Origin of the sequence: Achromobacter sp. MFA1 R4 (assembly GCF_900156745.1) — a bacterium.
Lineage (GTDB): Bacteria > Pseudomonadota > Gammaproteobacteria > Burkholderiales > Burkholderiaceae_B > Achromobacter.
Genome location: NZ_LT707065.1, coordinates 1,088,391 through 1,110,276, shown reverse-complemented (window position 1 = coordinate 1,110,276; position 21,886 = coordinate 1,088,391). Strand labels below are relative to the sequence as shown.

The following is a 21,886-nucleotide window of genomic DNA, read 5'->3' as shown; positions in this document are numbered from 1 at the left end:
AATGAAAATACTGATGCTGGTCAGCTCCATGCATGCCGGCGGCGCGGAAAGAGTCGCGGCGACCCTGGTCAACGCATGGTCCGAGCGCGGAGACACCGTCATCCTGACGCCGACCTATTCGTCCAAGGGCACCTGCTTCTACCCCCTGTCCGACAAGGTGAAGCTCGCGTGGCTGGCCGATCTGGCCGGCACCCGCGCGTCGGGCGCGATGGCCGCGGTCAAGCGCCTGCTGGCGCTGCGCAGGCACATCCGCGACACGCGGCCCGACGTGGTGGTGTCCTTCCTGACCAACGTCAACGTGGCCGCCATCCTGGCCACGCGCGGCCTGAACGTGCCGCTCATCGTCTGCGAGCGCACCAATCCGGTCGCGGACACCACGACGGGCTCCGTGTGGCGCAAGCTGCGCCGCGCGCTCTACCCCCGTGCCGACATGGTGACCGTCCAGGCCGAAGGCACCGCCGGTCCGTTCGCGCGGCAAGTGCCCGGCATCCGGCGCCTGGCCGTCATTCCCAATCCGCTGCCCGCGCCGCTGCTGGATGCGCCGCTGGTGCAGCAGCACGAGGGCGGCGCGCCGCGCACGCTGGTGGCCATGGGACGCCTGGTGCCCGACAAGCAGTTCAGCCTGCTGATCGACATCTTTGCCCAGCTTGCGCCGGAGTTCCCCGACTGGAACCTGCGCATCTGGGGCGAGGGACCCGAGCGCGACGCGCTGGAGCAGCAGGTGGCGCGCCTGCGCCTGCAGTCGCGCATCAGCCTGTCCGGGCGCACCGAGGCGCCTTGGGAAGAACTGGCCCGCGGGCAGGCCTTCGTGCTGAGTTCGCTGGTCGAAGGCTTTCCCAATGTCCTCCTGGAAGCCATGTCGCTGGGCCTGCCGTGCGCGGCCTTCGACTGCCCCAGCGGTCCGCGCGAGATGACGCGCGACGGCCAGGACGCCTTGCTGGTGCCCGCCGGCGACCGCGTCGCGATGACCGATGCCCTGCATCGCCTGATGAGCGATGCGTCCCTGCGTCAGCAGCTAGGCACGCGCGCTGCGGCAGCCGTGCGCCAGCGCTACGCGCTGTCCAGCGTGCTGGGCGAGTGGGATGAATTGTTCGAAGCGGTGCGGGAGGGACGATGAGCACCCAGCCGCTGCGCATTCTGCATGTCATCACCGGGCTGGGGCAGGGCGGCGCCGAATCCGTGCTGTTCCGCCTGGCGACCTGGCCGGACGCGGGCGTGGCGCACACGGTCGTGTCGCTGACCGATGAAGGCATCTATGGCGAACGGCTGCGCGCGGCCGGCGTGGCGGTGCACGCCCTGGGCATGAAGCGCGGCCGCGTGAGCCTGGGCGGCTTCCTCGCCCTGCGCCGCCTGATCGCCCGGATGCGCCCGCATGCCGTGCAGACCTGGATGTACCACGCCGACCTGATCGGCGGCCTGGCGGCACGCATGGCGGGCGTGCGGGCCATCGCCTGGGGCATCCGCAACTCCGGCGAACACCTCGAACGCAGCAGCCGGTCCGCGCGGCTGGTGCTGCGCGCCTGCGCATTGCTGTCCGGCAGCGTGCCGCGCGCCATCGTGTGCGCGGCGCAGAACGCGGCGCAGCGCCACGCTGAAAAGGGCTACCGGCGCGACCGGCTGGTCGTGATTTCCAACGGTTATGACCTGTCGCGCTATGCGCCCGATCCGCAGGCGCGCGCGCGGGTGCGCGCCGCGTGGGGGCTGTCCGAGGATGTGCCCGTGATCGGCTGCGTGGCCCGTTGGGATCCGCTCAAGGACCATGCCAATCTGCTGCGCGCCGTGGCCGCGCTGGTGCGCGACGGACGCGACGCCGGCCTGCGCTGCGTGCTGATCGGCCGGGACATGACCGAAGACAACCCGCCGCTGGGCGCCTTGCTCGACAAGCTGGACCTGCGCGACCGCGTGGTGCTCAACGGCCCCAGCGACGACGTGCCCGCCGTGATGAACGGGCTGGACCTGCACGTGCTGTCCAGTTGCGCCGAGGGCTTTCCGAACGTGGTGGCCGAGGCCATGGCCTGCGGCGTGTATTGCGTGGTGACGGACGTGGGCGACGCCGCCTACATCGTGGGCGACACCGGCGTGGTGGTGCCGCCCGAGCAGCCCGAGGCCCTGGCGCGCGGCATCGAGTCCGCGCTGTGCGACGTGGCCGCCCGCGGCCGCGAGCGCGCCGGCGAGGCGGGACGCGCGCGCGTCCTGGAACACTTCGACCTTGCGCGCATGGTGCAAAGTTACATCGCCGTCTGGCGCCGCATTTCTGGAGTCCAGGCATGAGCGCCCGCCGCTGTCTGCTGTTTGTCGTCAACAACCCGGCGTTCTTCATGTCGCACCGCGTGCCGGTCGCGCTGGCCGCGCAGAAGGCGGGCTACGACGTGCACGTCGCCACGATGGACGGGCCGGCCGTGGCCGACATCCAGGCGCTGGGCATGACCCACCACGCCATTCCCATGACCCGCAGCGGCAAGCACCCACTGCAGGAGCTGGGGACGCTGCTGGCGCTGATCCGCCTGTTCCGCCGGCTGCGCCCCGATGTCGTGCACCTGGTCACCATCAAGCCGGTGCTGTACGGCGGAATCGCCGCGCGCCTGACGCGCGTGCCGGGCATGGTGGCGGCGATTTCGGGGCTGGGCTTTGTCTTCCTGTCCCATTCGCTGAAGATGCGGATGGTGCGCGCCGTGGTGGCGCGGCTGTACCGGATCGCCCTGGGCCATCCCAACAGCCGCGTGATCTTCCAGAACGCCAACGACCGCGACCTGCTCAAGTCGCTGGGCGCGGTGCGCGACGACCAGGTGGTCATCATCCGCGGCGCGGGCGTGGACCTGGAGGCGTACACCCCCTCGCCGGAGCCCCCGGCGCCGCCCGTCGTCGTCACCATGGTGGCGCGCCTCTTGCGCGACAAGGGCGTGCAGGAGTTCGTGCAGGCGGCCCGGCTGCTGCGCGAGCGCGGCGTGCCGGTGACGATGCAACTGGTGGGCGGCCTGGATGCCGGCAATCCCACGTCGGCCACGCAGGCCGACGTCGACGCCTGGCAGCGCGAAGGCTGCGTGCAGGCGCTGGGCGAACGTGCCGACGTGGCGGCGCTGTATGCGGCCGCGCACATCGCGGTGCTGCCGTCTTACCGGGAAGGCCTGCCGAAGTCGCTGATCGAAGCCGCGGCCTGCGGGCGGGCGGTCGTGACGACCGACGTGCCGGGCTGCCGGGACGCCATCGAGCCCGGCGTGACCGGCCTGCTGGTGCCGGTGCGCGACGCCAAGGCCCTGGCCGATGCCATCGCCCGGCTGGCCGGGGATGCGGACTTGCGCCAGTCGATGGGCGCGGCGGGCAGGGCGCTGGCGGAACGCGAATTCGACATCGACCAGGTCGCGCGCACGCACGTCGCGCTGTACGACGCCCTTAGCGCCTGATCGCGTCGATCCAGAAGCGCGTGGACGGGTCCTGCTGGCTGGGCTGGGGCGCGTCCAGCTCGCGCATGATGTTCTTGGCCAGCGCCTTGCCGAACTCCACGCCCCACTGATCGAAGGGGTTGATGCCCCAGATCACGCCCTGCGTGAAGACCTTGTGTTCGTACAGGGCAAGCAGCGCGCCCAGCGTATAGGCCTCCAGGCGCGGCAGCACGATCAGCGATGACGGCCGCCCGCCCGGATGCACGCGGTGCTGCGCCAGCAGGCGCGCGCGCGCCGGATCGCTTTCCGTGGCGGACGTCTCGGCCAGGGCTTCCTCGAAGGACTTGCCGCGCAGCAACGCCGAGCGCTGGGCCAGGCAATTGGCCACCAGCAGCTCATGATGCCGGGCATAGGCGTGGTCCGGCTTTTCGCACAGGATGAAATCGACGGGCGCGCCCGTGGCGTCCTGGTGCAGCCACTGGAAAAACGTGTGCTGGCAGTCCGTGCCCGACATGCCCCATACGGCTGGGCCGGTCGGCACGCCGGCGGGGCTGCCGTCGGCGGTGGCGACCTTGCCCAGCGATTCCATTTCAAGCTGCTGGGCCCACGGCACGATGTGGTACAGGCGCGAATCGTAGGGCGTGATGACGAGCGAGTCGTAGCCCAGCACGCTGCGGTTGGCGACCCCGGCCAGCGCCATCTGCACGGGCGCGTTCTCGGCCAGGGGCGCGTGGCGGAAATGCTCGTCCATGGCCGCCGCGCCCGCCAGGAGCTGGTCGTAGGTGTCGTTGCCCAGCGCCAGGGCAATGGGCAGGCCGATCGCCGACCACAGCGAATAGCGCCCGCCCACCCAATCCCAGATCTGGAAGATGTGGTCGGGCAGGATGCCCAGGTTCAGCGCCGCCTCGACGTTGCTGGTGATCGCCACGACCTGCTTGATGGGATCGGCCACGCCGGCCTGGCGCAGCCAGTTCATCGCAACCTCGGCATTGGCCAAGGGTTCGGTCGTGGTGAACGATTTGGACGCCACGATGACCAGCGTGTTGTGCGGGTCCAGGCGGCTCATCGCGTCGGCGACGGAATGCGAGTCGACGTTGGAGGCGAACCGCACTTCGCGGCGCGCGCCTTCGTGGCGCAAGGCGCGGGTGACCAGGCGCGGGCCCCAGTCGCTGCCGCCGATGCCCAGGTGCAGCACGCTGCTGTAGCGTCCGGCCGCATCGGCCGTGCGTACGAACTCGCGCATGCGTTCGCGCTCGGCCAGCACCGCCTTGGCCACCATCGCGGGCGGCTCGGCCGCGCGCAGGGCGGTATGCCAGGCGGCGCGCCCTTCGGTCCAGTTGGCCGGTCCGCCATCGAACAGCCGCGCGCGCTGGGCCTCGAAGTCCTGCTGCGCCAGCAGGGCCGTCGACGCGGCCAGCAGCTCGGGCGATTGCGCCTGGGCGCTCAGGTCCAGGCGCAGCCCGGGGGCATTGATCAGGCGCAGGGTCTGGCCATCCCGGGATGCCGTGCGTGTCGCGGCGATGAACTGCTGCCACGCGGGGCTGTTGGATAACGACATGGGGCGGATCAGAACGGCAGCGAGGCGTTGGGCGCGAGCTTGCCGAGTTCGCGTCGGAAGTCCGCCTGGATGCGGGCCAACGCCTCCTCGCTCTGCGCTTCGAACCGCAGCACGACGACCGGCGTGGTGTTCGACGGACGCGCCAGGCCGAAGCCGTCGGCGTACTCGGCGCGCACGCCGTCGATCGTGATCACGCGCTTGGCGTCGGGGAACTGGCCCTGCTCCTGCAGCGCCTTGACCAGCGTGAAGGGCTGGCCTTCTTCCATTTCGAGCTTGAGTTCCGGCGTGGAAACGTCCTGCGGCAGGTCTTCCAGCGGGGCGCAGGGATCGGCAAAGCGCGACACGATCTCCAGCAGGCGCGCGCCGGTATACAGGCCGTCGTCAAAGCCGTACCAGCGTTCCTTGAAGAAAATGTGCCCGCTCATCTCGCCGGCCAGCGGCGCGCCGGTTTCGGCCAGCTTGGCCTTGACCAGCGAGTGGCCCGTCTTCCACATCAGGGGGGCGCCGCCGGCGGCTTCGACGGACAGGCCCACATGGCGGCTGCACTTCACGTCGTAAATGATGGTGGCGCCGGGATTGCGTTCCAGCACGTCGCGGGCGAACAGCACCAGTTGCCGGTCGGGCCAGATGATCTGGCCCGACTTGGTGACCACGCCCAGGCGGTCGCCATCGCCGTCAAAGGCCAGGCCCAGTTCGCAGTCGGTTTCGGCGACGTGCTTGATCAGGTCCTGCAGGTTCTTGGGTTCGGCGGGATCGGGATGATGGTTGGGGAAGTTGCCGTCCACGTCGCAGAACAGCTCGTCGACCTCGCAGCCCAGCGCGCGAAAGAGCTGCGGGGCGACCGCGCCGGCCACGCCGTTGCCGCAGTCGATGGCGATCTTCATGGGACGCGCAAGCTTGACGCCGGAGGCGACGCGCGCGATGTAGGTCTGCACCAGGTCGAGCTGGCGGCGCGTGCCGGCGGCGGCCGCCGGGGCGGGCGCGTCGCCGTTCATGGCCTGGGCCAGTTGCTGGACGTCGTCGCCATACAGCGCGCGTCCGCCCATCATCATCTTGAAGCCGTTGTACTTCGGCGGATTGTGGCTGCCCGTGATGGCCACGCCCGAGCCGGTCTGCATGATGTTCGCGGCAAAGTAGACGAGCGGGGTGGGGACCATGCCGACGTCCAGCGTGTCCACGCCGCCTTCGAGCATGCCTTCCTGCAGCGCGAGCGACAGCATTTCGCTGCTGAGCCGGCCGTCGCGCCCGACCACCAGCGTCTGGACGCCTTCCGCGCGGGCGCGGGCGGCGAGCGCCACGCCCAGCGAACGGGCGAAGGGGGCGTCGATCAGGTCCGGCACGGTGCCGCGGATGTCATAGGCCTTGAAAACGGAGGCCGGAAATTGTGTATTGTTGCCCACGACGATTCCTTGTTAGGGGGACAGCGCGGCGACGGCCGGGTAGTGGTAAACCCGTACCTCCAATCCGCTATGACTAGGGGTCAAAGCTGGATTATCCCCCATCGGCGCAGGGGCCTTCATCCTTCGGGCGGAGTAGGGCGTTTTCCCGGTGGCGACTTGCCCCGCGATGGTGCGCCGCCTGGGGCGGCGCGGCCTGATTGCGGTGCATGCGCCAGCCGTCCGGCAGGCCGTCCGCAGGGGCGCGCGGGGTGGCCAGGGATGGCACAAAAGTTGCTCGTCATCCGAAGGTGATACGCTTGCCATGCAAGCAGAAAGACCAGGAGGGGCCATGGGCGCCAAAGTATCCACAGTCATGTCATCGGGCGGCGCCACCAGCAGGCGGGGACCACCCACGGACTTTGCCGGGCCAGCGGCCGGCCGGGAACGCCGGCTCGATATCCACGTGTTTGCGGCGGCCACCGGCGAACTGGCCACCGGCCGCGCCTGGGAACGCAGCGTCTGGCGCGATGCCCGGGTCCTGATCGCGGAATGCCCGGCGCCGCACCTGGCCGCCTCGATCGAAAGCGCGCTGCGCACCGTGGCCGCCAGCGTGGCCCGGGACCGCGGCTGGCAGGCTGCCGGCACGGTGTCGTTTTCACTGGACGACCGCAGCGGCGTGTTCCGCGTCATCGACGCCCATGCGCAGGCCCGCACGCCGGCCATGCCGATCGCCGAACACGATCCCATCGCCGCGCACGTACTGGAAGTGCGCATCGACGGCTGCGGCGATCGCCGCCTGCCCAGCACCCATCTCATGATCTGCGGAGCCACGCGCGGCGAAGTGCTGCGCCGCGCTTATCGCGCCCTGTCCGAACTGCCCGGTCCCGCGGGCGTGGACCGCGCCTTCCTGATGGAGCGCATCGCGTCCCGGGCGTTCTGCTCGGGCATGACGGGCACGCGGCTGGACCAGGCGGTCGGCTGACAGGCGGGGCTTCAGGGCGGGCCGCCCAGCCCCTACAATAGTCCGCACATCCGATGAACAGCGCCCGGCCCTCGCGGCCAGGCCTACCTCTTGTGCGGCATCCATGACACTGCTGAGCGATCTACAGGCCCTCCTGGGCGATTCCCACGTCCTGACGGGCGACGACGCCGAGTCCTATGTGCTGGATTGGCGCCGGCGCTATCGCGGCGCGGCGCTGGCGGTGATCCGCCCCGGGTCGACCGCGGAAGTGGCCGCGGCGATCAAGCTGTGCGCGCAGCACGGCGTGCCCGTGGTGCCGCAGGGGGGCAATACCGGCCTGTGCGGGGGCGCTACGCCGGACGACTCCGGCAGCGCCGTCGTCCTGTCCACCACTCGGCTCACCGCCGTGCGCGCGCTGGACACCGACAACGACACCATCACCGTGGAGGCCGGCTGCATCCTGCAGGCCGTGCAGGATGCAGCGGCGGCCGCGAACCGGCTGTTTCCCCTGAGCCTGGCCGCCGAAGGCAGCTGCACCATCGGCGGCAATCTGGCGACCAATGCCGGCGGCACGCAGGTGCTGCGCTATGGCAACGCGCGCGACCTCACGCTGGGCCTAGAGGTCGTGACCGCGGAAGGCGAGATCTGGGACGGCCTGCGCGGCCTGCGCAAGGACAACACCGGCTACGACCTGCGCGACCTCTACATCGGCAGCGAAGGCACCCTGGGCATCATCACCGCCGCCACGCTCAAGCTGTATCCGCGTCCGGTGGCGTCCTGCACCGCGCTGCTGACGCTGGACAGCATCGACAACGCCGTCGAGGTCCTGTCGCGCGCCCGCTCCGGGTTCGGCGCCTCGCTGACCGGCTTTGAACTCATGAGCGGCGCCTGCCTGCAAGGCGTGGTGCGGCTGTTCCCGCAGCAGCGCCTGCCATTCGACGGCGAATCGGCTGCCTCGCCGTGGTTCGCCCTGCTGGAACTGTCCGACAGCGAAAGCGAAAGCCACGCGCGCGAGCGCTTCGAGAGCGTGCTGGGCGAGGCCATCGAGGCCGGCCTGGTGAACGACGCCGCCATCGCCGCCAATGTGTCGCAAAGCAAGGCGCTGTGGCACCTGCGCGAAAGCATTCCGCTGGCTGAAGCCGAACTCGGCAAGTCGGTCAAGCACGACGTGTCGATCCCCATCTCTTCCATCGCGGGCTTCGTGCACAAGACCAATGCCCTGTTGCAGGCGCGCTTTCCGGGCGTGCGCCACGTGATCTTCGGCCATCTGGGCGACGGCAACCTGCATTACAACGTGGCCAATGCGCCGGGGCAGTCCGAAGCCGAGCTGCTGGCGCTGCAAAGCGAAATCTACGGCGTGGTGCACGACAGCGTGCACGCGCACCAGGGGTCCATCAGCGCCGAGCACGGCGTCGGGCAGCTCAAGCGCGACGAACTGCCGCGCTACAAGCAGCCGGTCGAACTTGCGCTGATGCGGCGGATCAAGCGCGCGCTGGATCCGCAGGGGCTGATGAACCCCGGCAAGGTGCTGCAGGCCTGACACGTCCAGGACGCAAACCATGGCAGCCAGTCCCGCAGCGGGTGCGCATTACCGGGTGCTGATCGTCGAGGACGACCCCACCATCGCCGGCAATCTATACAGCTTCCTGGAGGCGCGCGGCTTTCTCCCCGACGTGGCCTATAGCGGGCCGGCCGCCTTGCAGCGGCTGCAGGAGCAGCGGTTCGATGCCGTGCTGCTGGACATCGGCCTGCCCGGCATGGACGGCAACGCCGTGCTGCATGACATGCGCACGCAAAGGCGGCTGGATGTGCCGGTGCTCATGCTGACCGCGCGCGACAGCCTGGAAGACAAGCTGGCGGGTTTCTCGCACGGGGCGGACGACTACCTCACCAAGCCGTTCGCGCTGCTCGAGGTGGAAGCCCGGCTGCTGGCCCTGATCCAGCGCGCCCAGGGCGCCACGGTGGACGCCGTGCGCGCCTTCGGCCCCTTGCAGTTCGACACGCGCAGCCGCGCGGTATCGGTCAATGACGTTCCCGTCCACCTGACCCGCAAGGCCTGTCTCATCATCGAAGTCCTGCTGCGCGATCCGGGCCGCGTCGTGCGGCGCGAAGAGCTGGAATCGGCGTTGTGGGGCAACGAGCCGCCCTCGTCCGACGCGCTGCGCAGCCAGGTCCACCTGCTGCGGCGCGCGCTGGCCGACGCGGGCTTTGACGGCATCGAGACCGTGCACGGCACCGGCTGGCGCCTCACGCTGCCCGGCGTGCCCTCATGAGCCGCGCCGCCGCCGGCACGTTGACCCAGCGCGTCGTGTGGGCGCTGACGGGAACGGTCGCGCTGTTCGTCACGGCGCTTGCCCTGCTGGCCTACCTGACGTTCGACCAGATGGAAGACGATCTGGTCAACGACATCCTCAACACGGAAATGGACCGCCTGGTCCAGCATGCCCGCAGCAGCGACGAATTCCTGCCGCGCCATGGCGCCCGCGAGCTGGGCGGTTCCATGCGCGCCTGGCTCAGCGCCGACGGCCAGCCGCCCGCCGGCATGCCGCCCGAATTGCTCTCGCTGGAAAACGGGCTGCATCTGATCGAACCGGGCGCCTACACCTGGCATGTGATGGTGGCCGAGACCGGCCGCGGCACGGTGTATCTGTTGTATGACGCGACCGACAATGAAGAGCGGGTGCGCGATTTCGGCCTCATCGTGCTGGGTGTGGGCGCGCTCTGCGTGGTGCTGGCGTACGCCCTGTCGCGGCGGGTGGCGGCGGTGGCGGTCGGTCCGCTGCTGGAACTGACGGACCGGCTGTCGACCTGGGCCCCCGGCTCGCCCGACCTGGCCGTCACCCGCGACGACGAGACCGGGCGGCTCATCGAAGCCTTCAACCGCGTGCAGAACCAGGTGGACCGGTCCATCGCCCGCGAACGCGAATTCGCCGGCAATCTCAGCCATGAGGTGCGCACGCCGCTCGCGGCGATCCGCTCCGACAGCGAACTCATGCTCCTGACGCAGACGCTGACGCCGGACCAGCAGCAACGGCTCACGCGGGTGGTCGACAACGTCGACGACGTCATCGTCAGCCTGGAAAGCGCGCGCGCGATGGCTCGCGACCAGTTGCGCGAGCCCGAGCCCGTGGACCTCGCCGAGTGCATGGACGACGCCTGGGGCGGCTATGCCGCGCAGGCGAAGCTGGCGAACCTGGGTTTCGACAACCGTATCCCTGCCGGCCACGTGCTGACGCTGGACCGCTACGCCTTGCTGACCGTCCTGCGCAACCTGGTGCGCAACGCCATCGAGCACGCCGCGCCGGCCACGTTGACGGCGGCGTTGGACGCGCAGGGCGGGCTGGCGCTGCGCGACGACGGCAAGGGCATCGCCGCCGCCGACCTGCCGTTCCTGTTCCGCCGTTATTTCAGCGGCCGCCTGCGCGATTCGGCGATGGATGGCGGCGCCGAGACGACGCGCGGGCTGGGCCTGGCGATTGCCAAGCGGGTCTGCGACATGCAGGGCTGGGCGCTGTCCGTCGAATCCTCGCAGGCGCACGGCCCGGCGCGCGGGACGCGGTTCCTGCTGCGCTTTGACAACGCCCCTGAGGCCGGTCCCCAGACGCGGATTTGACGAATTTTCGACTGCCGGGCCCGTACAGTGCGCTGCCCGAACCGTCTGGAAATTTCCGTCCATGCCGTCCCCCTCGCTGCCAGCGCCGCGCGCGCCAACCCCAGCCTGCTATCTGCTCACGCACGTCGTGGGCGTGCCGCTGATCCTCGCCTGTCTTGCGTGGTGGACCCAGGATTCCGGGCTGGACATGCGCATCGCGCGGGCCTTGTTCGACCCGGCGCTCGACGACTTTCCGCTGCACGCCAGCCGCTGGCTCGAACTCCTGGGCCATCGCATCGTGCTGGCCCTGCCGATCGGCGTGGGCCTGGCCGCGGCGGGCGCCGCCGTGGCCAGCTTTCGCATCCCGGCCTGGCGGCGCTGGCGCGGCGTGGCGCTGGCGGTGGCGGCCACGTGCCTGACGGGACAGCTCCTGATCAACCAGCTCAAGCATCACACGATGCTGCCGCGTCCCTACGACCTGGAAACGCTGGGCGGCTACACCCCCTATCCGGTGCACTGGTGGACGTGGGCGCGTGCCCGCGCGGGGGGCGCCCTGCCCAGCGGCCATGCCGGCGCGGGGTACGCGCTGCTCAGCCTGTATTTCGCGGGCTGGGCGCTGGGACGGCCCGCGTGGCGCTGGGCCGGCCTGGCGGTCGGCGTGGCGGGCGGTGTGGGCTTTTCGGCCGTGCGCATCCTGCAGGGCGCGCATTTCCTCAGCCAGACGATCTGGTCCGCCGCGCTGATGTGGCTGCTGGCGGCGGTCTTTTTCTATCCGTTGATCGCGGGCCGGACCGCCGGCGGCCCGCCCCGCGCGCCGGGCGTCAGTTGAGCAGCACGCCCGGCAGCCACAGCGAAAACGCCGGCACGTAGGTCACCAGCGCCAGCGCGGCCAGCAGCGCGCCGTAGAACGGCCAGATGGTGCGCATGACCGTGCCCACGGAGACCCCGCCGATGGCGCATCCCACGAACTGCGTGGTGCCCACGGGCGGCGTGTTCAGCCCCAGCGCGCAGTTCAGCAGCAGGACCATGCCGAACTGCACCGGCCCCATGCCGTACTGCATGCAGATCGGCAGGAAGATCGGCGTGCAGATCAGGATGGTGGCGGCCATGTCCAGGAACGTGCCCAGCACGAACAGGATGATGTTGACCATCAGGAAGATCGCCCAGGGTTCCGTCGAGATGGACGCCATGAGCTGACCGGTCTTTTCGGCCACGCCATAGAAGCTGATCAGGTAGCCGAACGTGGCGGAAATGCCGATCAGCAGCAGCACCACGCCCGTGGTCTTGACCGCCTTGCTGGCCGCGCGCACGAATTGGTCCCAGGTCAGCGAGCGGTAGACGAAGATCGTCAGCGCCAGCGCATACAGCACCGCCACCGCCGCCGATTCCGTCGCGGTGAAGACGCCGCTCAGGATGCCCGCGATGATCAGCACCACCACGAACAGCCCAGGCGCCGCGGCCACCAGCGAGCGGAACACGATGTGCCAGCCCGGGAAGCTGCCGGCCGGATACCCCCGCTTGCGCGCCACGAAGTACGCCGCCGCCAGGTTGCAGGCGGTCAGGATCAGGGCAGGCACCACGCCGGCCGCGATCAGCGCCGCGATGGACACCTTGCCGCCCGCGGCCAGCGTATAGATGATGATGTTGTGGCTGGTCGGCATCAGCGCACCCACCAGCGCCGCGTGCGTGGTGACGTTCACCGCGTAGTCGGCGTGGTAGCCCTCGCGCTTCATCATCGGGATCATCACCGAGCCCATCGCCGACACGTCCGCCACGGGCGATCCCGACACGCCGCCGAACAGCGTGCAGGCCACCACGTTGGACATCCCCAGGCCGCCGCGCACGTGGCCCACCAGCGATTTGGCGAACGCGACGATGCGGTCCGCGATGCCGCCGTACAGCATCAGCTCGCCCGTGAAGATGAAGAAGGGGATGGCCAGGAACGAGAAGGCGTTCATGCCCGAGGTCATCTGCTGGAAGGCCACCGCCAGCGGCAGGTCCTCGTACATGATAGCCGTGAGCGACGACAGCCCGATGGCGAAGGCCACCGGCACCCCGATCACCAGGAACCCCATGAAGGTGAAGGAAAGCAGTGTCAGCGCCATGCCGGTACCACCTTCTGGTTGCGCAGGATCGCGATGATGTGCTCGATGGAAAAGAGCGCGATCAAGGTGCCCGACAGGGTTGCAGGAATGTACTTCCACGCGTTGGAGATCCCCAGGTTGGGAATCTTGTAGGCCGCGACGGATTCGGCCAGCACGCCGCAATTCCAGGCCATCAGCACGCCGAACAGCAGCACGAGCAGATGGATGAAGATGCGCAGCCGCCGCTGCCCGCCGGCCGGCAGGGCGTCGAGCAGGGACTCGAAGCCGATGTGGCCGGCGTCGCGCACGCCGACCGCGGCGCCCAGCATGGTGACGTACAGCACCAGCAGGAGGGCCAGGCTTTCCGCCCAGGTCGGCGTGTTGTTCAGGACGTGCCGCCCGACGATCTGCAGCGTGACGGCGATGATCAGGCAGACCAGTCCGAACACGCTGGTCCACATGCAGGCCCGCGCCAGCCGGGCGCAGCCGCGCGAGTAGGCATCCAGCGGGGCAGCCAGGGCTTGCGCCCGGCCCCCCGCGGCGACATCTGGTTCATTCGTGGGTGTGGCCAACATGATGTCCTCACTGCACGGCCTGGATCTTCGCGACCAGGTCTTTCATTTCAGGGGTGGTGACGAAGCGGTCGTACACCGGCTTCATCGCGCCCTGGAACGAGGGCTTGTCGACCGCCGAGATCTGCGACCCGGCCTTCTCGACCACGGCGCGCGACTTCTGTTCGCGCTCGTCCCACAGCTTGCGCATGAAAGGCACCGATTCACGCGCGGCCTCGCGCAGGATCTTCTGGTCATCGGGCGGCAGCTTGTCCCACTGGCGCTTGGAGAAGATCAGGATCTCGGGCGTCATGGTGTGCTCGGTCAGCGAATAGAACTTGGCCACCTCGTAGTGATGCGCGCTTTCGTAGCTGGGGAAATTGTTCTCGGCCGCGTCCACCAGTCCGGTCTTGAGCGAGGTGTAGACCTCGCCCATGGGCATCGGCGTGGCGTTGCCGCCCATGGCTTCGACCATCGCGACGGACAGGTCCGACTGCTGCACGCGGATCTTCAGCCCCTTCGCGTCGGCCAGCGTCTTGACGGGCTTCTTCGTCGTGTACATGGAGCGCGAACCGCTGTCGTACCAGGCCAGCCCCACGAACCCGGCGGCTTCGCACGAGCGCAGGATCTGGTCGCCGATCTCGCTGTCCAGCACCTTGTGCAGGTGTTCCTTGGAGCGAAAGAGGAACGGCAGCGACGGCACGCGGGTGGTCTGGCAGATGTTGTGCATGGCCGCGCTCGACACGCGGGTCATCGCCAGCGCGCCCAGCTTCACCTGTTCGATGGAATCGTCCTCGTTGCCGAGCGCGCCGCCCGAAAACACCTTGATGGTGATGCGGCCGTTGGTCCGTTGCTTGACCAGCTCGCCGAAGTGGCGCACGGCCTGCACAGTGGGGTAATCGTCGGGATGGATGTCCGCGGAGCGCAGCTCGGCGGCGTGGGTGGCGGGAACCAGCGTCAGCAAGGCGGCCGCGGCCAGGACGGCGCGGCTCAGGTGAGGGTGCAGCATGTCTACCTCCGGATGGGGTACGGCGTTTCGTTGAGGGCCGCAAAGGGCCCCGAAGCTCTTTGATATGCACAGACCTGCTCGGGGTGGCGCGCGACACGGCGCCGATCGGGTGCTAACCGGCGCTGGCGGGTTCCTCCAGGCCCTGCACGCCGGGGTGCAGGGCGAATACCGCGCCGTCCGGCGAGCCGGGGGCGGCGTTCGCGGGACGGATGGATGTGACGAATAGCGTGTCCAGGCCGGCGCCGCCGAAGGCGCACATCGCGACCTTGGCGGCGGGCACGTCCAGGGTGCGGTCCAGGCGGCCGTCGGGGGTGTAGCGGTACACCTTGCCGGCATCGTTGCCGCAGATCCAGTAGCAGCCGTCCGTGTCCACGGCCGCGCCGTCGGGGCGGCCGGCCGGCAGGGCGGGAATGAAGACGCGGCGATGGCGCGGTTCGCCCGTTGCGGTGTCGTAGTCGAAGGCCCAGACCGTCGCGCGCGACGGGTGTGAATCGGACAGGTACATGGTCCGGCCATCGGGGCTGAAGGCCAGGCCGTTGGGCACGATCAGGCCGTCCAGCAGCACGGACACCCCCCGGTCGTCCAGGCGGTACAGCGCGCCCGCGGGGTCGGCCACGCTCATGTCCATCACCATGGTGCCGGCAAGAAACCGGCCCTGCCGGTCGCAGCGGCCGTCATTGAAACGCATATTGGGCGCGGCGTGGGCCACGGCGGCGAGGTGGCGCGGGATGCATGGCTCGTCCTCGCACAGCGCGCCGCAGGCATAAAGGCCGTCTTCCATCGCCAGCAGCCAGCCGTCGCCGCGCATCGCGATGCTGCCGGCCATCTGCGGCAGCGCCCACTGCGCGAAGGCGCCGGTCGCGGGTGTCCAGCGCCAGAGCGCCTTGCCGGGAATGTCGGTCCAGTAATAGGCCTGGTCGGCGCGGCGCCAGACGGGGCTTTCTCCCACGCCGCACAATACCGTTCCTATACGTTCTGCGGTCATGGGCATGGACGGTGTTCAGGCGTTGGGGAAAGGGAAGGGGCCGGCCTTGACGAAGGCGCCGCCCTGGTAGCGCGCCGCGGGATCGTCCGCGGCCAGCGGCGGCTGCGCTTCGACCTGCGCGCGGAACCGCTCGGACGAGTCTTTGGGCGCAAAGCCCAGCACGGCCGCGCCGCGGTTGTCCCACCAGCTATCCCGGTTGGCCGAGGCCCCATACACGATCAGGTGGCCGACGTCGGGGGTGAAGAGCGACCGCACGACCAGGTCCGTCAGGTCGTCGTGGCTGAGCCAGGTGACCAGCATGCGCCGGTCCTTGGGTTCGGGAAACGACGAGCCGATGCGCAGGCACACGGTCTGGATGCCGTAGCGGTCGAAGTAGAAGCGGGAAAGGTTTTCGCCATAGGCCTTGCTCAGGCCGTAGTAGCCATCGGGGCGCAGCGGCACGTCGGCGTCCAGCGTCTTTCCCTGCTCATAGAAGCCGATGACGTGGTTGGAGCTGGCGAACACGACGCGCTGCACGCCGTGCAGGCGGGCCGCCTCGTAGATGTTGTAGACGCCCTGGATGTTGGCGGGAAGGATTTCCTCGAAGGGGCGCTCCACCGACACGCCGCCCAGATGGACAATGGCGTCCACGCCGTGCACCAGGGCGGACACCGCGGACGCGTCGGCCAGGTTGCAGGGGACGACCTCTTCGCCCGCCTGCGCGGGGGCCATGGGCGCCACGTCGGAGACGCGCAGGATGTCCGCATGGGCTTTCAATCGGGGACGCAGTACCAGGCCCAGGTTGCCGGCGGCGCCGGTCAACAACAAACGAGGACACCGGGGGGATGCAGGCATGTTGTTGACAGCTCGGCTCATGACGCAACGCTCGGGTTATGGCGCGGTGGAGTGGACTTGTCTGGTACGTTATCGTACAACTGTCGCAAAGTATAATGAACGCCATTTTTCAGCGTCAAGCGCTGCGCAACCGCTTTCGGATAATCCCTGATGAACGCTCCTGTCGATACCTCTGTTTTGCCGCAGCGTCGTCCCCGCAACCTGGCGCAAGGCCTGGTGGAGAGCATTTCCGAACGCATCCGAAGCGGCGAAATCCGCCCGGGGGACAAGCTGCCCACCGAGTCCGAAATCATGCGTCAGTTCGGCGTAAGCCGCACCGTCGTGCGCGAGGCGCTGTCCCGCCTGCAGGCATCGGGGCTGGTCGAAACGCATCACGGCGTGGGCACCTACGCGCTGGAGCCCAGCGGCGGCGGCGACTTCCGCGTGGACCCCGCGGACATCGCCACCGTGCGCGATGTCCTCGTGCTGCTGGAGCTGCGCATCTGCCTGGAAAGCGAGGCCGCGGGCCTGGCGGCCATCCGGCGCAGCGACACGCAATTGCAGGACATGCGGCGCGCGCTCGATGCCTTCAAGCAGGCGCTGGATAGCGGCGGCGATACCATCACGCCCGATTTCCAGTTCCATCTGCTGGTGGCCCAGTCCACCGACAACCGGTATTTCGCGGACCTCATGTCGCATCTGGGGTCGGCCATCATCCCTCGCACCCGCATCAACTCCGCCAAGTTCGCGCACGAAGACCGCGCCGCCTATCTGGCGCGCGTGAATCTCGAACACGAAGACATCTACAGCGCCATCACGCGGCAGGATCCCGAGGCGGCGCGCGCGGCGATGCGCACGCACCTGAGCAACAGCCGCGAGCGCCTGCGCCGGGCGCAGTAGCCGCGCGGGCACACTGGCATCTCGAACCACGCATATGTGATGTCGTACAACGTTTGAACCGGCCGCCGCGCCGGTGATCCGCCGAAACCGCGTTACTCTTGGCGCGGTTCATTTTCTGGTCATCGAGGCGGCATGGTTTTGCGCGGCATACACGGTTCACACGGTACACACGGCAGGTCTTTTTCTTTATTGGGTCAGGCATCGCGCCCGGCGCGGAGGGCGTCGCCATGCGCCATCTGACCGTACGCTTCATCCTCGCGATCCTGGCGCTGCTGACGCTGTCGCGGCTGGGACTGGCCTTCTGGATGTGGGACCGCGTCGAGGCCGCCGGCGGCCTCGGGCCGCTCATGCTCGGCGGACTGCGCATCGACGTGTGCCTGCTGTCCATGGTGATTGCGCTGCCGGCGGTGTTTTCGCCGTGGTTCGGGCACCGGCCGCTGGCCGCGCGCATCACCGCGTGGTGGTTCCGCGTCTGGTGGATGCTGTATGTGCTGCTGGAAGTCTCGACGCCGCAGTTCATCGCCGAATACGACACGCGGCCCAATCGCCTCTACTTCATCTATCTGCTCAACCCCAAGGAAGTCGGCTCGATGCTGTGGCAGGGCTACAAGGGCGTGCTGCTGGCGTCCTTCGTGGTGCTGGTTGTCGCGGCGTGGCTTGCGGTCAAGCTCTTCCCGACCCGCTCGCGCGATGCCTTCATGGGGTGGTGGAAGCGTCCGGTCGCGTCGTTCGTGATCCTGGCGCTGGTGTTTTTGGGCGCGCGCGGCACGCTGGAGCATCGGCCCATCAATCCCGCCAAGGTGGCCTTCAGTTCGGACGCCATGGTGAACGCGCTGGCGCTCAATTCCCTGTACAGCGTGTTCGACGCGGCCTATCGCATGCGCGACGAACGCTCGTCGGCCGCGATGTACCCGAAGATGCCGGTCGACGAGATGAACGCCATCGTGCGCGAAAAAGCCGGCATCACCGGCGCGCCGTTGGATCCGGCCCTGCCCAGCCTGCACGAGCAGAAGGCGACCGTGCGGCGCGACAAGCCGCTGAACGTGGTCATCATCCTGCAGGAGAGCCTGGGCGCGCAGTACGTGGGCAGCCTGGGCGGCCGCGACCTCACGCCGAACATCGACAGGCTGGGCAAGGAGGGCTGGATGTTCCACCGCGCCTACGCCACGGGCACGCGGTCGGTGCGCGGCATCGAGGCGGTGACGGCGGGCTTTCTGCCCAGCGTGGCCGATGCGGTGGTCAAGCTGCCGCGCTCGCAGACCGGGTTCTTCACGCTGGCGCAGTTGCTCGGCAAGCACGGGTACCACTCGCGCTTCGTGTACGGCGGCGAGTCGCACTTCGACAATATGCGGGCGTTCTTCCTGGGCAACGGCTTCGATGAGATCGTGGACCGTCCCAAGTTCGTGGACCCGGTCTTCGAGGGATCGTGGGGCGCGTCGGATGAAGACATGTTCAACCAGGTGGACCGCCTCCTGCGCGCCGATGGCGACAAGCCGGTGTTCACGCTGGCGTTCTCGGTGACCAACCACTCCCCGTGGGAATACCCACCCGGACGCATCCAGCCCGTGGGCGACCCGGCCACGGTGGACAACACGGTGCGCTACGCGGACTGGGCCCTGGGCCAGTTCTTCGACAAGGCGCGCAAGGCGCCGTACTGGGACAACACGGTCTTTCTCGTCATCGCGGACCACGATTCGCGCGTGTACGGGTCCATCCCGGTGCCGGTGCGGCATTTCCAGATCCCCGCGCTGATCCTGGGCGCGGGCATTGAACCGCGGCAGGACCAGCGCCTGGTCAGCCAGATCGACATGGCGCCCACGCTGTTGTCGCTGATCGGCCTGGACAACGTGAACCCGATGTTGGGCGTGGACCTGACGCAACGCGACCCGAACCGCGCGATCATGCAGTACGCGGACAATTTCGGGTATCTGCAGGGCGATCAGCTGCTGGTGCTGGAGCCCGCCAAGGCGCCGCGCCAGTTCCGCTACGAGGCGGCGCCGGTGGGGCGCGATGAAACCTACGCGCCGGTCGAGCCCGCGGATCCCGCATTGACGCAAGAGGCGCTGGCGCATGCGCTGTGGGCAAGCTGGGTGTACCGCGAGGAAAAGTACCGCCTGCCGTGACCTTGACTTTGACTTTGGCCGTGACCTTGGCCATGACCCCGCCGCCATGTGCCGCGTCCGGCGCAGCCAGCCGCCTTGATCCTGCTCAAGCCGGATTTCGCGGGGCGATAGCACACTGGCGGCCATGACAACGCCGAACCCGTCCTCCGGAGCTTCCCGCGCCGCTCCGGCGACTCTGACTCAGGCCCAGGGCAGCGCGCCGCGCGCACGCCGCCCCATGGCGATTCCGGTGCCGCGCGGCCGGCTTGCATGGATCACGGGCGTCTTCAGCGCGGTCTGGCTGGCCGCGAACACGCTGTTCTGGTGCCTGCTGCTGTTTCCCATGTCGCTCCTGAAGCTGGCGCTGCCTTTCGCGGCGGTGCGGCGGCGCGTCGATCCGGTGCTCAACGGCATCGCCACGGCATGGGTGTCCTGCAATACCGGCTGGTTCGTGCGCATCCAGCCCCAGGGCTGGGATATCCAGGGCAACAAGGACCTGCGCTATGCCGACTGGTATCTGGTCAATTGCAACCACCAGTCGTGGGTCGACATCTTCGTCCTGCAATACGCGCTGAACCGGCGCATCCCGCTGCTCAAGTTCTTTCTCAAGCAACAGCTCATCTACGTGCCCGTGATCGGGCTGGCGTGGTGGGCGCTGGACTTTCCCTTCATGAAGCGGCACGGCAAAGCCGCGTTGCGCAAGAATCCGGATCTGGGACGGCAGGACCAGGAGGCCGCGCGCCGCGCCTGCGCCAAGTTTTCGCTGGTGCCGACCAGCGTGATGGTGTTTGCCGAAGGCACCCGCTTTTCCGAAGCCAAGCGCGATGCGCAGGGCTCGCCTTACCGTCATCTGCTCAAGCCCAAGGCGGGCGGGCTGGCGGTGTCGCTGAACGCCATGGGCGCGCGCTTTCGGTCGATGATCGACGTCACCATCGCCTATCCGGACGGCGCGCCCAGCTTCTGGGATTTTGCCTGCGGGCGCGCGGGCCAGGTGGTGGTGCGCATGCGGCAGTTGCCGGTGCCGCCGGCCTTCTGCGAAGCCGACTACACCCGCGACAAGGCTTTTCGCACCATGTTCCACCAATGGCTGGGCCAGCAGTGGCAGGCCAAGGACGACGAGATCGAAGCGCTCATCGCGCGCGCCGGAAACCCGCCGGCCAACTAACTGACCTGGCGGATTTCCGGGCGGCGGGGCGTCAGACGCGCGCCGGCAGCACGACGCCGGAACACTCGCCGAAGCCGATGCGCGGATAGCCCGCCTTCACGCATTCGGCGCGGATGATGATCTGGTCGCCGTCCTGCAGGAACGTGCGCTTTTCGCCCCAGGGCAGGTCGAACGGGGACTTGCCGCCATTGCTCAGCTCCAGCAGCGAACCGGCTTCCGAGGGGCGCGGGCCCGACAGCGTGCCGGTGCCCAGCATGTCGCCCGGCTGCAGGTTGCAGCCGTTGACGGTGTGGTGCGTGATGAGCTGCGCGATGTTCCAGTACGCATCGCGGAAATTGCTGCTCGACAGCTTCGCCGGCGGCGTGCCCGCGGCGCGGGACTGCTCGGTGGTCATCAGCACTTCCATCTGCACGTCGTACGCGCCCTTGGCCCGGTTGGCGTCGGAGGCGAGGTAGGGCATGGGCTGCGGCTCGCCCGCGCCGCGATTCCATTGCGTGCGGAAGGGCTCCAGCGCCTCCATCGTGACGATCCACGGCGAGATCGTGGACGCGAAGTTCTTCGACAGGAAGGGACCGAGCGGCTGGTATTCCCAGGCCTGGATGTCGCGCGCCGACCAGTCGTTCAGGATGCACAGCCCGAACACGTGCGCGTCTGCGTCGGCCAGGTCGATGCGTTCGCCCTGGGCGTTGCCCGTGCCGACGAAGATGCCCAGCTCCAGCTCATAGTCCAGGCGGGCGCAGGGGCCGAACTGGGGTGCTTCGCCTTCATTGGCGGGACGCGTCTGGCCGACGGGGCGCGGGAACTTCTGGTCGACGCCGATGCTGGAGGCGCGGCCGTGATAGCCGATCGGGACCCACTTGTAGTTGGGCAGCAGGGGGTTGTCGGGACGGAACTGCTTGCCCACGGCGGTGGCGTGGTGCACCGAAATGTAGAAGTCGGTGTAGTCGCCGATGCGGGCGGGCGTGGTGTATTCGGCGTCGGCCTGCGCGACCAGCAGCGGCTCGACCGTGGCGCGCAGCGCAGCCCCTTCGCGCAGCGCGCGCGACAGGGCCAGGCGCAAGGCGCTCCAGTGCGGCTGGCCCAGGGCCATCAGCGCATTCAGGCTGTCGGTGGCGCACGCGGCCAGGGCTTCGGCGGCCAGGCCCTCGAACGGCTTCTGGGCAGCCAGGGCGGCCAGGTCCAGGATCTGGTCGCCGATGGCCACGCCAGGGCGGAAGGATTCCTGCGTGCCCTTGCGGCGGAACGAGGCGTAGGGCAGGTTCTGGACGGGGAAATCCGATGCGTCCGCATTGGCGCTGGCAAGCCAGCTCTTCAAGGACGGGTCGTGGGTTTCGTTGATCGCGGTGGTCATGGCTGCGTGTCTCTTTCAGTGTGTTTATGAGGGGCTGGCCCGGCGCGCGGGCCGAT

Annotated in this window: 19 protein-coding genes; 11 read left to right on the top strand and 8 right to left on the bottom strand. The window is 68.8% G+C overall.

Annotated elements, in window-relative coordinates; translation table 11 throughout:
- The first annotated feature begins 1 nt into the window (after position 1).
- From BXA00_RS05070 to BXA00_RS05060, 3 genes are read left to right on the top strand one after another with little or no spacing between them, the layout of a single operon-like run.
- Entirely contained in the window at positions 2–1,117 is a 1,116-nt protein-coding gene (locus tag BXA00_RS05070; RefSeq protein WP_076516780.1) for a glycosyltransferase family 4 protein, read from the top strand.
- Positions 1,114–2,271, top strand: coding sequence for a glycosyltransferase (locus BXA00_RS05065; RefSeq protein ID WP_076516778.1), 1,158 nt, complete (start codon positions 1,114–1,116; stop codon positions 2,269–2,271). Before BXA00_RS05070 ends, BXA00_RS05065 begins: the two co-directional genes overlap by 4 nt.
- Positions 2,268–3,401: a glycosyltransferase family 4 protein gene (locus tag BXA00_RS05060; RefSeq protein WP_076516776.1), complete on the top strand. Its 1,134-nt coding sequence runs from the start codon at positions 2,268–2,270 to the stop codon at positions 3,399–3,401. Before BXA00_RS05065 ends, BXA00_RS05060 begins: the two co-directional genes overlap by 4 nt.
- Here BXA00_RS05060 and pgi read toward each other — a convergent pair.
- Both pgi and BXA00_RS05050 read right to left on the bottom strand, forming a co-directional pair.
- A complete protein-coding gene (gene pgi, locus BXA00_RS05055) occupies positions 3,391–4,938 on the bottom strand; it encodes a glucose-6-phosphate isomerase (protein ID WP_076516774.1) in 1,548 nt (515 codons plus the stop codon). The two genes, BXA00_RS05060 and pgi, sit on opposite strands and share 11 nt — an antisense overlap.
- Before the next feature lie 8 nt (positions 4,939–4,946).
- The gene (locus BXA00_RS05050; protein ID WP_076516772.1) at positions 4,947–6,338 is read right to left on the bottom strand and encodes a phosphomannomutase/phosphoglucomutase; all 1,392 of its coding nucleotides are present in this window, start codon (positions 6,336–6,338) and stop codon (positions 4,947–4,949) included.
- Between the two features lie 328 nt (positions 6,339–6,666).
- On the opposite strand from BXA00_RS05050, the gene BXA00_RS05045 reads away from it, so the two are divergent.
- The 5 genes from BXA00_RS05045 to BXA00_RS05025 all read left to right on the top strand — a co-directional run bounded on the left by BXA00_RS05045 (position 6,667) and on the right by BXA00_RS05025 (position 11,699).
- Positions 6,667–7,299 carry a BPTD_3102 family carboxylase-like protein gene (locus tag BXA00_RS05045; RefSeq protein WP_076516770.1) on the top strand — a complete coding sequence of 211 codons (633 nt, stop codon included), beginning with the start codon at positions 6,667–6,669 and terminating at the stop codon, positions 7,297–7,299.
- Between the two features lie 103 nt (positions 7,300–7,402).
- Positions 7,403–8,818 (top strand): FAD-binding oxidoreductase, encoded by a 1,416-nt coding sequence (locus BXA00_RS05040; RefSeq protein WP_076516768.1) that lies wholly within the window; start codon positions 7,403–7,405, stop codon positions 8,816–8,818.
- A gap of 19 nt (positions 8,819–8,837) precedes the next feature.
- Positions 8,838–9,551 carry a response regulator transcription factor gene (locus BXA00_RS05035; RefSeq protein WP_076516766.1) on the top strand — a complete coding sequence of 238 codons (714 nt, stop codon included), beginning with the start codon at positions 8,838–8,840 and terminating at the stop codon, positions 9,549–9,551.
- A complete protein-coding gene (locus tag BXA00_RS05030; RefSeq protein ID WP_076516764.1) occupies positions 9,548–10,891 on the top strand; it encodes a HAMP domain-containing sensor histidine kinase in 1,344 nt (447 codons plus the stop codon). The genes BXA00_RS05035 and BXA00_RS05030 overlap by 4 nt, the downstream gene beginning before the upstream one ends.
- A 61-nt stretch (positions 10,892–10,952) precedes the next feature.
- The gene (locus BXA00_RS05025; RefSeq protein WP_083714181.1) at positions 10,953–11,699 is read left to right on the top strand and encodes a phosphatase PAP2 family protein; all 747 of its coding nucleotides are present in this window, start codon (positions 10,953–10,955) and stop codon (positions 11,697–11,699) included.
- Here the strand turns inward: BXA00_RS05025 and BXA00_RS05020 are convergent.
- The 5 genes from BXA00_RS05020 to BXA00_RS05000 form a co-directional block, all read right to left on the bottom strand.
- Positions 11,692–12,975, bottom strand: a complete 1,284-nt coding sequence (locus BXA00_RS05020) for a TRAP transporter large permease (protein ID WP_076516762.1) — start codon at positions 12,973–12,975, stop codon at positions 11,692–11,694. The two genes, BXA00_RS05025 and BXA00_RS05020, sit on opposite strands and share 8 nt — an antisense overlap.
- Complete coding sequence (locus tag BXA00_RS05015; RefSeq protein ID WP_083714180.1) at positions 12,966–13,529, bottom strand: TRAP transporter small permease; 564 nt, start codon at positions 13,527–13,529, stop codon at positions 12,966–12,968. The genes BXA00_RS05020 and BXA00_RS05015 overlap by 10 nt, the downstream gene beginning before the upstream one ends.
- A 7-nt stretch (positions 13,530–13,536) precedes the next feature.
- Positions 13,537–14,514, bottom strand: a complete 978-nt coding sequence (locus BXA00_RS05010) for a TRAP transporter substrate-binding protein (RefSeq protein WP_076516759.1) — start codon at positions 14,512–14,514, stop codon at positions 13,537–13,539.
- Between the two features lie 112 nt (positions 14,515–14,626).
- On the bottom strand, positions 14,627–15,505 hold the full coding sequence (locus tag BXA00_RS05005; protein ID WP_076516757.1) for an SMP-30/gluconolactonase/LRE family protein: 879 nt from the start codon (positions 15,503–15,505) through the stop codon (positions 14,627–14,629).
- 9 nt (positions 15,506–15,514) lie between these two features.
- Positions 15,515–16,333: an NAD-dependent epimerase/dehydratase family protein gene (locus tag BXA00_RS05000; protein WP_369825598.1), complete on the bottom strand. Its 819-nt coding sequence runs from the start codon at positions 16,331–16,333 to the stop codon at positions 15,515–15,517.
- Positions 16,334–16,483: 150 nt separating this feature from the next.
- Between BXA00_RS05000 and BXA00_RS04995 the strand changes: the two genes are divergently transcribed.
- The 3 genes from BXA00_RS04995 to BXA00_RS04985 all read left to right on the top strand — a co-directional run bounded on the left by BXA00_RS04995 (position 16,484) and on the right by BXA00_RS04985 (position 20,479).
- On the top strand, positions 16,484–17,212 hold the full coding sequence (locus tag BXA00_RS04995; RefSeq protein ID WP_076516754.1) for a FadR/GntR family transcriptional regulator: 729 nt from the start codon (positions 16,484–16,486) through the stop codon (positions 17,210–17,212).
- 227 nt (positions 17,213–17,439) lie between these two features.
- Positions 17,440–19,335 (top strand): LTA synthase family protein, encoded by a 1,896-nt coding sequence (locus BXA00_RS04990; RefSeq protein WP_076516752.1) that lies wholly within the window; start codon positions 17,440–17,442, stop codon positions 19,333–19,335.
- A gap of 229 nt (positions 19,336–19,564) precedes the next feature.
- Complete coding sequence (locus BXA00_RS04985) at positions 19,565–20,479, top strand: acyltransferase (RefSeq protein WP_076516750.1); 915 nt, start codon at positions 19,565–19,567, stop codon at positions 20,477–20,479.
- A 31-nt stretch (positions 20,480–20,510) separates the two neighbouring features.
- Here the strand turns inward: BXA00_RS04985 and fahA are convergent, their stop codons facing one another.
- The gene (gene fahA, locus BXA00_RS04980; RefSeq protein ID WP_076516748.1) at positions 20,511–21,830 is read right to left on the bottom strand and encodes a fumarylacetoacetase; all 1,320 of its coding nucleotides are present in this window, start codon (positions 21,828–21,830) and stop codon (positions 20,511–20,513) included.
- Positions 21,831–21,886 lie beyond the last annotated feature (56 nt).

Coding starts and splice junctions, on each gene's coding strand:
- BXA00_RS05070 (WP_076516780.1), top strand. CDS start 2: ATGAAAATACTGATGCTGGTCAGCTCCATGCATGCCGGCGGCGCGGAA.
- BXA00_RS05065 (WP_076516778.1), top strand. CDS start 1,114: ATGAGCACCCAGCCGCTGCGCATTCTGCATGTCATCACCGGGCTGGGG.
- BXA00_RS05060 (WP_076516776.1), top strand. CDS start 2,268: ATGAGCGCCCGCCGCTGTCTGCTGTTTGTCGTCAACAACCCGGCGTTC.
- pgi (WP_076516774.1), bottom strand. CDS start 4,938: ATGTCGTTATCCAACAGCCCCGCGTGGCAGCAGTTCATCGCCGCGACA.
- BXA00_RS05045 (WP_076516770.1), top strand. CDS start 6,667: ATGGGCGCCAAAGTATCCACAGTCATGTCATCGGGCGGCGCCACCAGC.
- BXA00_RS05040 (WP_076516768.1), top strand. CDS start 7,403: ATGACACTGCTGAGCGATCTACAGGCCCTCCTGGGCGATTCCCACGTC.
- BXA00_RS05035 (WP_076516766.1), top strand. CDS start 8,838: ATGGCAGCCAGTCCCGCAGCGGGTGCGCATTACCGGGTGCTGATCGTC.
- BXA00_RS05030 (WP_076516764.1), top strand. CDS start 9,548: ATGAGCCGCGCCGCCGCCGGCACGTTGACCCAGCGCGTCGTGTGGGCG.
- BXA00_RS05025 (WP_083714181.1), top strand. CDS start 10,953: ATGCCGTCCCCCTCGCTGCCAGCGCCGCGCGCGCCAACCCCAGCCTGC.
- BXA00_RS05020 (WP_076516762.1), bottom strand. CDS start 12,975: ATGGCGCTGACACTGCTTTCCTTCACCTTCATGGGGTTCCTGGTGATC.
- BXA00_RS05015 (WP_083714180.1), bottom strand. CDS start 13,529: ATGTTGGCCACACCCACGAATGAACCAGATGTCGCCGCGGGGGGCCGG.
- BXA00_RS05010 (WP_076516759.1), bottom strand. CDS start 14,514: ATGCTGCACCCTCACCTGAGCCGCGCCGTCCTGGCCGCGGCCGCCTTG.
- BXA00_RS05005 (WP_076516757.1), bottom strand. CDS start 15,505: ATGCCCATGACCGCAGAACGTATAGGAACGGTATTGTGCGGCGTGGGA.
- BXA00_RS05000 (WP_369825598.1), bottom strand. CDS start 16,333: ATGCCTGCATCCCCCCGGTGTCCTCGTTTGTTGTTGACCGGCGCCGCC.
- BXA00_RS04995 (WP_076516754.1), top strand. CDS start 16,484: ATGAACGCTCCTGTCGATACCTCTGTTTTGCCGCAGCGTCGTCCCCGC.
- BXA00_RS04990 (WP_076516752.1), top strand. CDS start 17,440: ATGCGCCATCTGACCGTACGCTTCATCCTCGCGATCCTGGCGCTGCTG.
- fahA (WP_076516748.1), bottom strand. CDS start 21,830: ATGACCACCGCGATCAACGAAACCCACGACCCGTCCTTGAAGAGCTGG.